Genomic DNA, 12,328 nt, shown 5'->3' with positions numbered 1-12,328 from the left:
CGGAAATAATTTCTGACGAGTTGGCAGTCGTTTCATGTGATCCTTCACAGACGGCGGTGGCAGGTCAGCTGAAGCGCTACAGGCTTTCCAAGGTTTGTAACAACACCCGCACTTTGGTCAGCGACTCCTGATACTCCGCCTCCCACTGCGAATCCGCCACGATCCCGCCGCCGCCCCAGCAGCACACCTGCCCGTCCTTCACCAGTAAGCTGCGAATCGCGATGGAACTGTCCATCTCGCCGCGCACGTCCAGATACATCAGCGAGCCGCAGTACAGCCCACGTCGGGTCGGCTCCAGCTCATCGATGATCTGCATCGCACGAATCTTCGGCGCGCCAGTAATGGAACCGCCAGGGAAGCTGCCGGCGATCAGGTCGAGGGCGTCTTTGTCGTCGGCCAGTTCACCGGTGACGCTGCTCACCAGATGGTGCACGTTGGGGTAGCTTTCGAGTCTGAACAGCTCCGGCACTTTTACCGAACCGGTGCGGCAGGTGCGGCCAAGGTCGTTGCGCAACAGGTCGACGATCATCAGGTTTTCGGCGCGATCCTTGGGGCTGGCCAGCAGTTCGGCGGCGTTGGCTGCATCTTCTGCGGGCGTCAAACCTCGCGGGCGGGTGCCTTTGATGGGGCGGGTTTCGACGCGGCGCTGGCTGATGTGTACAAAGCGCTCCGGCGACAGGCTCAGCACCGCGCCGTCATTCGGCAGGCTCTGGAACCCGGAAAACGGCGTCGGGCAGGCCTCGCGCAGGGCGCAGTAGGCCACCCATGGATCACCGATGCACGGCGCGCGAAAGCGCTGGGCAAAGTTGACCTGGTAGCAGTCACCGGCCTGGATGTAGTCCTGAATGCGCATGATGGCCTGGCGGTAAGCCTCGGCGCTGAGGTCCGGCGCCATTGGGCCGCGAAGCGCGAAGCTAGCCGATGCTTCAGCGACCGGCAGGCTGAACAGGTCGATCAGGCGTTGCCGTTCGCCGGCGGCCAGCGCCGGGTGAAAAACCAACTGACTGGTGCGCGCCTGATGATCGCTGATCAGCGCCCAGGCATACAGCCCGAAGCGTGCATCCGGCAGGTGCAGGTCATCCACCGCCAACTGCGGCATGCGTTCCAGATGCCGGCCGAAATCGTAGCTCAGGTAACCGATCAAGCCCCCGGCAAAGGGCAGTTCCAAACCGGCGGGCAATGCCGCCTCACCCAGTTGCGTCAGGTTTTCGCGCAAGCGCTGCAGGAAATCACCGCCGCTTTCGTCAGGCCGTACCGTCAGCGTTTCCAGCGGCCAGGCACTGAGCAGGTCATAACGCCCACGCTCGGCAGCCGGGCGGCCGCTGTCGAGCAGCACCGCGCCGGGGGCATGGCGAATCGCCGCGAAGTAGTCGGCGGGGTTGGCCCGGTAGGGCAGCGGGTGTACGGAACAGGTCGACATGCGGGGTGGATCAGCTAATGGCGCGGGGGAGGGGATTGTAGTCCCCCGTAGGATTTGCTCCTAGAGGGGATGTTCGGTGATTAGTCGCTACTGATCGTTCCCACGCTCCGCGTGGGAATGCATACCGTGACGCTCTGCGTCACAGGCGGACTGATATCAGCCTTCCACCGCAGGAATATGCCCAAACATCTCCTGCACAAACTTCACTCGCTCTTCCGGCGTTTCCGTCACGCCCGCAGCCTTCAGCTCCTCCAACCGCGCTTCCACCGCATGGGTACGCAACGTCAGGCCGCAGTCGTTGGCGATCTGGATATTCAGCCCCGGCCGCGCGTTCAGCTCGAGGATCAGCGGGCCTTTTTCCTGGTCCAGCACCATGTCCACACCGATGTAACCCAGCCCGCACAACTCATAACAGCTGGCGGCCAACGTCATGAAACCGTCCCAGTTGGGCAGTTGCACGCCGTCTACCGCGTTGGTGGTGTCGGGGTGTTTGGTGATGATGTTGTTCAGCCAAGTGCCGCGCAATGTCAGGCCGGTAGCCAGGTCGACACCCACGCCAATCGCGCCCTGGTGCAGGTTGGCCTTGCCGCCGGACTGGCGTGTCGGCAAGCGCAGCATGGCCATCACCGGGTAGCCCATCAGCACGATGATGCGAATATCCGGTACGCCTTCGTAACTGATGCTCTTGAAGATCTGGTCGGGCACCACGCGGTATTCGATCAGCGCGCGGTCGCGGTGGCCGCCCAGGGAATACAGGCCGGTGAGGATGCTGGAGATCTGGTGTTCGATTTCTTCATGGCTGATGATCTTGCCGGACACCGTGCGATAGCGTCCTTCAAACCGGTCGGCCACCACCAGGATGCCGTCGCCGCCGGCGCCCTGGGCCGGCTTGATCACGAAATCGCTGCGCCCACCGATGATCTCGTCGAGCTTGTCGATTTCCTTCTCGGTGGAAATGATCCCGTACATTTTCGGCACGTGAATGCCGGCCGCCATCGCCCGCTCCTTGGTGATGATCTTGTCATCCACAATCGGGTACAGGCTGCGCTTGTTGTACTTGAGCACGTAGTCGGCGTTACGCCGGTTGATGCCCATGATCCCCCGCGCTTCGAGGGCCTTCCAGGTTTTCCAGAAGCCGAACATTACGAATCAGCCTTGAGGAAAGCCTTAAAACGCACCAGCTCGGTCAGGCGGTAGCCGCGATAACGCCCCATGGCCAGCATGAAGCCCACCAGGATCAGCAGGATCGCCGGGAAGGTGAACACAAAGTAGATCAACTCCGGCACGCTCATGATGATGTGCGCCAGCGAGGCGGCGAACAGCGTACCAATCGCCACTTTCAGCGCGTGGTTGGCGCCGCGTTCTTCCCAGGTGATCGACAGGCGTTCGATGGTCATGGTCAGGATCACCATCGGGAACAGCGCCACCGACAGCCCGCGCTCCAGGCCCAGCTTGTGGCTGAACAGGCTGATGGCTGCAATCAGCACCACCACGAAGGTCAGCACCACCGAGAGCCTCGGCAGCATCTGCAACTTCAAGTGTTCCAGATAGGACCTGAGCGACAAGCCCAGCGCGGTAATAATGGTGAACAGCACAATCCCGAAGCCCAACTGCGTCTCGCGGAACGCCAACGCGATCAGCACCGGGGTAAAGGTGCCCAGCGTCTGCAGGCCGATCAGGTTGCGCAGGATCAGGATCACCAGCACGCCAATCGGGATCATCACCATGATCATGAAGGTCTGCTGGGTTTGCAGCGGCAGGCCGTACAACGAATATTCGAGAAAGTTGGCGTCGGTGTTTTCGTCGGTCAGCTTGGCCAGGCGAATCGCGTTCATTTCGCTGTTGTTCAGGCTGAACGTCACCATGGCTTTTTTGCCGCCATCCACCGTGATCAGGTTTTCATCGCCGGTCCACCACAGCAGGCGGTCGGCCGGCAGGCCTTGCTCGCCGGTTTCCGGGTTGAAGTACAACCAGTCATTGCCATTGAAGCTGCGCAGCCACAGCTCCGGAGTTTGCGGCTGATCAGCCACCAGGCGGATGGTGTGGACTTTTTCCACCGGCACATGGGCGATGGACAGCAATAACTCGACGATTTTGGCCTTGTGCGGCGTCGACGGGTCGCCCGCCAGCAGCAGCTTCACATTGTCGTCGTTGAGGTTATTGGTGCGCTTGATCGCTTCGGTAATAAACGTCTCGACGTCCGCCGAGTGCTGGCGGATCGGCGCCAGCAAGGCTTCGGCGGCGATTTTTTCCGGGCCTTCCACGGCGATGCTGTCGCGGAAGGTCGGGCCTTTGACCTTGACCTTTTCGCCGCTGTAACGCTTGGTCAGCACCAGGCGGTAATACAGCGTCTGGTTGCCTTTGGCGCGGCGGGCCGACCAGGTGACCTTGCGGTTGCCATCGGTGCGGTTGACGCTCACGCCGTAGTTATTGGAGATGAAACTTTCATTGAGGCTGACGAAGTCGCGGCTCAGGGGCGGCACGAACATCGAAATTTTCACCGGGTCCTTGGGGTTGGCGACGAACTCGACCTTGGCGTCGATGTTCCACAGGTCGTCGGTGGCGTCCTCGGTGACGGGAATCCCCAGCACGAAAATCTGGTAGGCGGTGACCGAAATACCCAACACCACCAGGATGGTGATCAGGATTTTCAGGTGCAGGGTCAAAGAGCGCATTCGGTTTACTCGGCGGTAGGAGCGTCAGCGGCGCAGGCAGGTTTGCCCGCTGCGTATTTAAGACTGGGGTCGACCAGCGCATCAAAGCGTTTCAGCGCTTCGGAGCCGATCAGCAGCGGGTATTGGAATGCGCTGCGGTCAGTCAAGTTCACTTCGATGCTGCGTAAAGCGGTGCCCATGCAGATGTCCAGGGCGATTACTGGGCGGGCGGTGTAGTTCTTGTCCTCATCGGGGTCGTAGTCACCGGCGCGGCGCTTGATCTTGCTGACGCGGGCCAGAGGGCGTTCGATGGGGTGGGAATGGGCGGTGTCGATGGCCAGGTAGAAGCGTACCCAGGATTCACCGTTGCGCTTGAAGCGCTTGATGTCGCGGGCGCTCAACGAGGCGGTCTTGGCGCCAGTGTCGAGTTTGGCTGCCACTTCCAGGTCAATGCCGGCAAGTTTTGCGTATTCATTCAGGCCATACACGGTCTTCTCGGCGGCAACGCCAAGGCCCGGTAAGCACATAAGGCAACACATTAAAAGGAAGGGCTTGAGTCTCATAGATCCTGAGGCGGTGCAGTGCGATGTTTAATTCAAGGCGACTGGCATTGCTGCGCAAGCTCCCTCGTGCGCCGTTTCATCAAATGATGTCAGGCAAATGCGGCGGGCATTCTAACATGATGCTTTTTTGGCGCCAGCGCTGGCAGGCGGCCATGCCCCGAGAACGTGCAGAAGGGGTTATTAGACGATTGTCGACAATGTGGATTTATTCTTTGACTATTAAGGGCTGATTGGCTAGTTTTTGCCGCATTGCTTTTAAAGGTGTCGACAATATGCTCGATCAAGCGGAAGCCTCCCTGGCGCCGTCAGACGATTCCCAGACAATGTCGGAGAACGTCTTCCGGCGTATCCAGGCCGCCATCGTCAAGGGCGAGATCGCACCCGGCAGCAAGATTTCCGAGCCGGAACTGGCGCGCACCTATGGCATCAGCCGTGGCCCGCTGCGCGAAGCGATCCACCGCCTCGAAGGCCAGCGCCTGCTGGTGCGCGTGCCCCACGTTGGCGCGCGGGTCGTGTCCTTGAGCCATGCCGAGCTGATCGAACTCTATGAAATCCGCGAATCCCTCGAAGGCATGGCCTGCCGTTTGGCCGCCGAGCGCATGACCGACGCCGAAATCGAAGAGCTGCGCCAGGTGTTGCACACCCATGAACGTGACGAAGCGTTCCAGGCCGGCCTCGGCTACTACCAGCAGGAAGGCGACTTCGATTTTCATTACCGGATAATTCAAGGCGCCGGTAATCGCACCCTGACCCAAATGCTTTGCGGCGAGCTGTACCAATTGGTGCGCATGTACCGCATCCAGTTTTCCGCGACCCCCAATCGTCCACGCCAGGCCTTTGCCGAGCATCACCGCATACTTGACGCGATCGCCGAGCGTGACGGTGAACTGGCCGAATTGTTGATGCGCCGGCATATCGGCGCGTCCAAACGCAACATTGCCCGTCACTTCCCGGACGGCGCTCCCCAATCACGAGGTGAGTCATGAGTTCGAACAATAAAACGACACCCGGCCAGCGTTTCCGTGACGCCGTCGCCAGCGAACACCCATTGCAGGTGGTCGGTGCGATCAACGCCAACCACGCACTGCTGGCCAAGCGCGCCGGGTTCAAGGCGATCTACCTGTCGGGTGGCGGCGTCGCGGCGGGCTCTCTGGGCGTGCCGGACCTGGGCATCACCGGCCTGGATGACGTGTTGACCGACGTGCGCCGCATCACCGACGTGTGCGACCTGCCGCTGCTGGTGGACGTGGACACCGGTTTCGGCTCCTCGGCCTTCAACGTGGCGCGCACGGTCAAATCGATGATCAAGTTCGGCGCGGCCGCCATCCATATCGAAGACCAGGTCGGCGCCAAGCGCTGCGGTCATCGCCCGAACAAAGAAATCGTGTCCCAGCAGGAAATGGTCGACCGCATCAAGGCCGCCGTGGATGCGCGCACTGATGACAGCTTTGTGATCATGGCGCGCACCGACGCCCTGGCGGTCGAAGGTTTGGAGTCTGCGCTGGAACGTGCCGCCGCCTGCATCGAAGCGGGCGCCGACATGGTCTTCCCGGAAGCCATCACCGAGCTGGAGATGTACAAGCTGTTCGCCTCCCGTGTGAAAGCGCCGATCCTGGCCAACATCACTGAGTTCGGCGCGACGCCGCTGTACACCACCGAACAGTTGAAATCTGCCGATGTTTCCATCGTGCTGTACCCGCTATCGGCCTTCCGCGCCATGAACAAGGCCGCCGAGAACGTCTACACCGCGATTCGTCGCGACGGCACCCAGCAGAACGTGATCGACACCATGCAAACCCGCATGGAGCTTTACGATCGCATCGACTACCACACCTTCGAGCAAAAGCTCGACGCGCTGTTTGCCGCCAAAAAGTAACCCTGTGGCTCCCTAATAAATTCAAGATTGGAGAACGAACATGGCTGAAGCAAAAGTACTCAGTGGCGCCGGCCTGCGTGGCCAGGTGGCCGGGCAGACCGCACTGTCCACCGTGGGCCAGGCCGGCGCCGGCTTGACCTACCGCGGCTACGACGTGCGCGAACTGGCCGCCGATGCGCAATTTGAAGAAGTCGCCTACCTGCTGCTGTACGGCGAGCTGCCAACCCAAGCCGAACTGGCCGCCTACACCGCCAAACTCGGCAAGCTGCGCGACCTGCCCCAGGCACTGAAAGAAGTGCTGGAGCGCATCCCTGCCGACGCCCACCCGATGGACGTGATGCGCACCGGTTGCTCGTTCCTGGGCAACATCGAGCCGGAGAAAGACTTCTCCGTGCAGCGCGACGTGACCGACCGCCTGCTCGCCGCGTTCCCGGCGATCATGTGCTACTGGTATCGCTTCAGCCACGACGGCAAGCGCATCGACTGCGTGACCGACGAGCCGAGCATCGGCGGCCATTTCCTGCACCTGCTGCATGGCAAAAAGCCGAGCGCGCTGCACGAGAAAGTCATGAACGTGTCGCTGATCCTCTACGCCGAGCACGAATTCAACGCGTCGACCTTCACCGCCCGCGTGTGCGCCTCGACCCTGTCGGATCTTTACTCCTGCGTCACCGCTGCCATCGGCTCCCTGCGCGGCCCGCTGCACGGCGGTGCCAACGAAGCGGCGATGGAAATGATCGAGCGTTTCGGCTCGGCCGAAGAAGCCGTCGAAGGCACTCTCGGCATGCTGGCGCGCAAAGACAAGATCATGGGCTTCGGCCACGCGATCTACAAAGACAGCGACCCGCGTAATGAAGTGATCAAGGGCTGGTCGAAAAAACTCGCTGATGAAGTGGGCGACAAGGTGCTGTTCCCGGTCTCGGAAGCCATCGACAAGACCATGTGGGATCAGAAGAAACTGTTCCCCAACGCCGACTTCTACCATGCCTCGGCGTACCACTTCATGGGTATTCCGACCAAGCTGTTCACGCCGATCTTCGTTTGCTCGCGGCTTACAGGCTGGGCCGCGCACGTGTTCGAGCAGCGCGCCAACAACCGCATCATCCGTCCAAGCGCCGAGTACATCGGCGTAGAACAGCGCAAGTTCGTGCCAATCGAACGTCGCTGAGTGGGATGAGCTGAGCACACTGGCCAATGTGCTTTTCTGTGGGAGCTGGCTTGCCTGCGATTGCATCACCTGGGTGTATCTGTCACACCGCAGTGAAGCCATCGCAGGCAAGCCAGCTCCCACAGAGACCCAGGCCAGTGTCGACAGTTCGCCCTGTGAACCTACCGTGACCGAGTCCTGACGATGAACACTGAATTTCGCAAATCGCTCCCCGGCAGCCGCCTGGATTTCTTCGACGCCCGTGCGGCTGTCGACGCAATCACTCCCGGCGCCTACGCCACCTTGCCGTACACCTCGCGCGTGCTCGCGGAAAACCTCGTGCGCCGTTGCGACCCGGCCACCCTCAACGCCTCGCTGAGCAAACTGATCGAACGCAAGCGCGACCTCGACTTCCCGTGGTTCCCGGCGCGCGTGGTGTGCCACGACATCCTCGGCCAGACCGCGCTGGTCGACCTCGCCGGCCTGCGCGACGCCATCGCCCTGCAAGGCGGTGACCCGGCCCAGGTCAACCCGGTGGTGCCGACCCAACTTATCGTAGACCACTCCCTGGCCGTCGAAGCCGGTGGTTTTGATCCGGACGCGTTCGAGAAAAACCGCGCTATCCGTCCAAGCGCCGAGTACATCGGCGTAGAACAGCGCAAGTTCGTGCCAATCGAACGTCGCTGAGTGGGATGAGCTGAGCACACTGGCCAATGTGCTTTTCTGTGGGAGCTGGCTTGCCTGCGATTGCATCACCTGGGTGTATCTGTCACACCGCAGTGAAGCCATCGCAGGCAAGCCAGCTCCCACAGAGACCCAGGCCAGTGTCGACAGTTCGCCCTGTGAACCTACCGTGACCGAGTCCTGACGATGAACACTGAATTTCGCAAATCGCTCCCCGGCAGCCGCCTGGATTTCTTCGACGCCCGTGCGGCTGTCGACGCAATCACTCCCGGCGCCTACGCCACCTTGCCGTACACCTCGCGCGTGCTCGCGGAAAACCTCGTGCGCCGTTGCGACCCGGCCACCCTCAACGCCTCGCTGAGCCAACTGATCGAACGCAAGCGCGACCTCGACTTCCCGTGGTTCCCGGCGCGCGTGGTGTGCCACGACATCCTCGGCCAGACCGCGCTGGTCGACCTCGCCGGCCTGCGCGACGCCATCGCCCTGCAAGGCGGTGACCCGGCCCAGGTCAACCCGGTGGTGCCGACCCAACTTATCGTAGACCACTCCCTGGCCGTCGAAGCCGGTGGTTTTGATCCGGACGCGTTCGAGAAAAACCGCGCTATTGAAGACCGCCGCAACGAAGACCGTTTCCACTTTATCGAGTGGACCAAAAAGGCCTTCAAAAACGTCGACGTGATCCCGCCCGGCAACGGCATCATGCACCAGATCAACCTGGAGAAAATGTCCCCGGTGATCCAGGTGCGCGACGGCGTGGCCTTCCCTGACACCTGCGTCGGCACCGACAGCCATACGCCACATGTGGACGCCCTGGGTGTGATCGCCATCGGCGTCGGCGGCCTCGAAGCCGAGAGCGTGATGCTCGGCCGCGCGTCGTGGATGCGCCTGCCGGAAATCATCGGCGTGGAGCTCACCGGCAAGTTGCTGCCCGGCATCACCGCCACCGACATGGTACTGGCGCTCACCGAGTTCCTGCGTAAACAAAAAGTGGTCGGCGCGTGGCTGGAATTCTTCGGCGAAGGCGCCTCCAAGCTGACCTTGGGCGACCGCGCGACCATCTCCAACATGGCCCCGGAATACGGCGCCACGGCGGCGATGTTCTACATCGACCAGCAGACCATCGCCTACCTGAAACTCACCGGCCGCGAAGACGAACAAGTCACCCTGGTCGAACAGTACGCACGCCACACCGGCCTGTGGGCGGATGACCTGAAAGGCGCGCAATACGAGCGCGGCCTGACCTTCGACCTGTCCAGCGTGGTGCGCAATATGGCGGGGCCGAGCAACCCGCACGCGCGCGTGGCCACCAGCGACCTGGCGGCCAAGGGCATCTCCGGCCAGTGGGATGAAGTGCCGGGGCAAATGCCCGACGGCGCGGTGATCATCGCCGCCATCACCAGTTGCACCAACACCAGCAACCCGCGCAACGTGATTGCTGCCGGCCTGCTGGCGCGTAACGCCAACAAGTTGGGGCTGACGCGCAAACCGTGGGTCAAATCCTCGCTGGCACCGGGTTCGAAAACCGTGGCCATGTACCTGGAGGACGCGGGCCTGGGCCACGAGTTGGAAAAACTCGGCTTCGGCGTGGTGGCGTTCGCCTGCACCACCTGCAATGGCATGTCCGGCGCACTCGACCCGGTCATCCAGCAAGAAATCATCGACCGCGACCTGTACGCCACCGCCGTGCTGTCGGGTAACCGCAACTTCGACGGGCGCATTCACCCGTACGCCAAGCAAGCGTTCCTGGCTTCGCCGCCGTTGGTGGTGGCTTACGCGATTGCGGGCACCATCCGTTTCGACATTGAAAAGGACGTGCTCGGCCTCGACGCCAATGGCAAGGAAATCCGCCTGCAAGACATCTGGCCGAGCGATGAAGAAATCGACGCGGTGGTCAAGGCCTCGGTCAAGCCGGAGCAGTTCCGCGCCGTCTATATCCCGATGTTCGCGATCCACGAAGACACCGGCCCCAAAGTCGCGCCGCTGTACGACTGGCGCCCGCAAAGCACCTACATTCGTCGCCCGCCGTATTGGGAAGGCGCGCTGGCCGGTGCGCGGCCGCTCAAGGGCATGCGCCCGCTGGCCGTGCTGCCGGACAACATCACCACCGACCACCTGTCGCCGTCCAACGCGATCATGCTCGACAGCGCCGCCGGTGAATACCTGGCGAAAATGGGCTTGCCGGAAGTCGACTTCAACTCCTACGCGACTCACCGCGGCGACCACCTGACCGCGCAGCGCGCGACCTTTGCCAACCCGAAACTGTTCAACGAAATGGTCCAGGAAAACGGCAAGGTCAAGCAGGGTTCGCTGGCGCGGATCGAGCCGGAAGGCCAGGTCACGCGGATGTGGGAAGCCATCGAAACCTACATGGAGCGCAAGCAGCCGCTGATCATCATTGCCGGCGCCGACTACGGCCAGGGTTCGTCCCGCGACTGGGCGGCCAAAGGTGTGCGCCTGGCGGGTGTGGAAGCGATTGCCGCCGAAGGCTTCGAGCGTATCCACCGCACCAACTTGGTGGGCATGGGCGTGTTGCCGCTGGAGTTCCTGCCGGGCACCGACCGCCACACCCTGAACATCGACGGCAGCGAAACCTATGACGTGGTCGGCCAGCGCACCCCGCGCGCGCAGCTGACGTTGGTGATCAACCGCAAAAATGGCGAACGTGTCGACGTGCCGGTGACCTGCCGCCTGGACACCGCCGAAGAAGTGTCGATCTACGAGGCCGGCGGCGTGTTGCAACGTTTTGCCCAGGACTTCCTGGAATCGGCGGCGACCGCTTAAGGGGATAACCATGGCACACGCAGCGCAAATCAAGATCCCCGCCACCTATATGCGTGGCGGCACCAGCAAGGGCGTGTTTTTCAGCCTCAAGGACCTGCCCGAAGCGGCGCAGGTGCCCGGCGCCACGCGCGATGCCTTGCTGTTGCGGGTGATCGGCAGCCCCGATCCCTACGACAAGCAAATCGACGGCATGGGCGGCGCCACTTCGAGCACCAGCAAAACGGTGATCCTGGCCAAGAGCACCCGCGCCGACCACGACGTGGACTATCTGTTTGGCCAGGTGTCCATCGACAAGCCTTTTGTCGACTGGAGCGGCAACTGCGGCAACTTGTCGGCGGCGGTCGGTTCGTTCGCTATCAGCGCCGGGCTGGTCGACCCCGCCCGCGTGCCCCGCAACGGCGTGGCCGTGGTGCGGGTGTGGCAGGCCAATATCGGCAAGACCATCATTGCCCACGTGCCGATCACTGACGGCGCGGTGCAGGAAACCGGTGACTTCGAACTCGACGGCGTGACCTTCCCGGCCGCCGAAGTGCAACTGGAGTTCATGGACCCGGCGGCGGAGGAAGAGGGCGGCGGTGGCTCGATGTTCCCCACCGGCAACCTGGTCGACGACCTCGAAGTGCCCGGTGTCGGCACCTTCAAGGCGACGCTGATCAACGCCGGCATCCCGACGATTTTCATCAACGCCGAAGACCTCGGCTACACCGGCACCGAGCTGCAAGGCGCGATCAACAGCGACCCGAAAGCCCTGGCAATGTTTGAAACCGTGCGCGCTTACGGCGCCTTGCGCATGGGCTTGATCAAACATCTGGACGAAGCCGCCCAGCGCCAGCACACGCCGAAGGTGGCGTTTGTGGCCAAGCCTGCGGATTACGTGGCGTCCAGCGGCAAGGCGATCAAGGCCGCCGATGTGGATTTGCTCGTGCGCGCGCTGTCCATGGGCAAGCTGCACCACGCGATGATGGGCACGGCGGCGGTGGCGATTGGCACGGCGGCGGCGATTTCCGGCACCTTGGTCAACCTGGCGGCGGGTGGTGTTGAGCGTAATGCGGTGCGGTTCGGGCACCCGTCCGGCACCTTGCGTGTGGGCGCCGAGGCGACCCAGGTGAACGGCGAATGGGTCGTTAAGAAAGCCATCATGAGCCGCAGCGCGCGGGTGTTGATGGAAGGCTTCGTGCGCGTGCCCGGCGACGCTTTCTAACA

At 62.3% G+C, this 12,328-nt stretch carries 9 protein-coding genes and 1 pseudogene; 6 read left to right on the top strand and 4 right to left on the bottom strand.

All coding sequences use genetic code 11. The features are described from left to right. Positions 1-76 precede the first annotated feature (76 nt). The 4 genes from pabB to rloA all read right to left on the bottom strand — a co-directional run bounded on the left by pabB (position 77) and on the right by rloA (position 4,637). Positions 77-1,420 carry an aminodeoxychorismate synthase component I gene (gene pabB, locus PspR76_RS22930; RefSeq protein WP_159958973.1) on the bottom strand — a complete coding sequence of 448 codons (1,344 nt, stop codon included), beginning with the start codon at positions 1,418-1,420 and terminating at the stop codon, positions 77-79. 156 nt (positions 1,421-1,576) lie between these two features. Continuing rightward, positions 1,577-2,563 (bottom strand): alpha-L-glutamate ligase-like protein, encoded by a 987-nt coding sequence (locus tag PspR76_RS22925; RefSeq protein WP_159958971.1) that lies wholly within the window; start codon positions 2,561-2,563, stop codon positions 1,577-1,579. Then, the gene (rloB, locus tag PspR76_RS22920; RefSeq protein WP_159958969.1) at positions 2,563-4,095 is read right to left on the bottom strand and encodes an osmotic stress tolerance membrane protein RloB; all 1,533 of its coding nucleotides are present in this window, start codon (positions 4,093-4,095) and stop codon (positions 2,563-2,565) included. The genes PspR76_RS22925 and rloB overlap by 1 nt, the downstream gene beginning before the upstream one ends. Before the next feature lie 5 nt (positions 4,096-4,100). Further along, complete coding sequence (rloA, locus tag PspR76_RS22915; RefSeq protein ID WP_159958967.1) at positions 4,101-4,637, bottom strand: retropepsin-like aspartic peptidase RloA; 537 nt, start codon at positions 4,635-4,637, stop codon at positions 4,101-4,103. A gap of 272 nt (positions 4,638-4,909) precedes the next feature. Between rloA and PspR76_RS22910 the strand changes: the two genes are divergently transcribed. The 6 genes and pseudogenes from PspR76_RS22910 to prpF all read left to right on the top strand — a co-directional run bounded on the left by PspR76_RS22910 (position 4,910) and on the right by prpF (position 12,326). Beyond that, a complete protein-coding gene (locus tag PspR76_RS22910) occupies positions 4,910-5,623 on the top strand; it encodes a GntR family transcriptional regulator (protein WP_159958965.1) in 714 nt (237 codons plus the stop codon). After that, the gene (gene prpB / locus PspR76_RS22905) at positions 5,620-6,513 is read left to right on the top strand and encodes a methylisocitrate lyase (RefSeq protein ID WP_021491517.1); all 894 of its coding nucleotides are present in this window, start codon (positions 5,620-5,622) and stop codon (positions 6,511-6,513) included. The genes PspR76_RS22910 and prpB overlap by 4 nt, the downstream gene beginning before the upstream one ends. Before the next feature lie 40 nt (positions 6,514-6,553). Further along, the gene (prpC, locus tag PspR76_RS22900) at positions 6,554-7,681 is read left to right on the top strand and encodes a bifunctional 2-methylcitrate synthase/citrate synthase (protein WP_159958963.1); all 1,128 of its coding nucleotides are present in this window, start codon (positions 6,554-6,556) and stop codon (positions 7,679-7,681) included. A 183-nt stretch (positions 7,682-7,864) separates the two neighbouring features. Continuing rightward, positions 7,865-8,284: pseudogene (locus PspR76_RS22895) on the top strand (aconitase family protein); the annotation flags it as partial. A gap of 246 nt (positions 8,285-8,530) precedes the next feature. Then, the gene (gene acnD, locus PspR76_RS22890; protein WP_159958961.1) at positions 8,531-11,125 is read left to right on the top strand and encodes a Fe/S-dependent 2-methylisocitrate dehydratase AcnD; all 2,595 of its coding nucleotides are present in this window, start codon (positions 8,531-8,533) and stop codon (positions 11,123-11,125) included. A gap of 10 nt (positions 11,126-11,135) precedes the next feature. Further along, entirely contained in the window at positions 11,136-12,326 is a 1,191-nt protein-coding gene (gene prpF, locus PspR76_RS22885) for a 2-methylaconitate cis-trans isomerase PrpF (protein ID WP_159958959.1), read from the top strand. Positions 12,327-12,328 lie beyond the last annotated feature (2 nt).

Origin of the sequence: Pseudomonas sp. R76 (assembly GCF_009834565.1) — a bacterium.
GTDB lineage: Bacteria > Pseudomonadota > Gammaproteobacteria > Pseudomonadales > Pseudomonadaceae > Aquipseudomonas.
Note: the sequence above shows the minus strand (reverse complement) of the source record. Positions and strands in the feature narration are given on the sequence as shown.

Excerpts from the sequence above, each read along its gene's own strand:
- pabB (WP_159958973.1), bottom strand. The coding sequence starts at position 1,420 with ATGTCGACCTGTTCCGTACACCCGCTGCCCTACCGGGCCAACCCCGCC.
- PspR76_RS22925 (WP_159958971.1), bottom strand. The coding sequence starts at position 2,563 with ATGTTCGGCTTCTGGAAAACCTGGAAGGCCCTCGAAGCGCGGGGGATC.
- rloB (WP_159958969.1), bottom strand. The coding sequence starts at position 4,095 with ATGCGCTCTTTGACCCTGCACCTGAAAATCCTGATCACCATCCTGGTG.
- rloA (WP_159958967.1), bottom strand. The coding sequence starts at position 4,637 with ATGAGACTCAAGCCCTTCCTTTTAATGTGTTGCCTTATGTGCTTACCG.
- PspR76_RS22910 (WP_159958965.1), top strand. The coding sequence starts at position 4,910 with ATGCTCGATCAAGCGGAAGCCTCCCTGGCGCCGTCAGACGATTCCCAG.
- prpB (WP_021491517.1), top strand. The coding sequence starts at position 5,620 with ATGAGTTCGAACAATAAAACGACACCCGGCCAGCGTTTCCGTGACGCC.
- prpC (WP_159958963.1), top strand. The coding sequence starts at position 6,554 with ATGGCTGAAGCAAAAGTACTCAGTGGCGCCGGCCTGCGTGGCCAGGTG.
- acnD (WP_159958961.1), top strand. The coding sequence starts at position 8,531 with ATGAACACTGAATTTCGCAAATCGCTCCCCGGCAGCCGCCTGGATTTC.
- prpF (WP_159958959.1), top strand. The coding sequence starts at position 11,136 with ATGGCACACGCAGCGCAAATCAAGATCCCCGCCACCTATATGCGTGGC.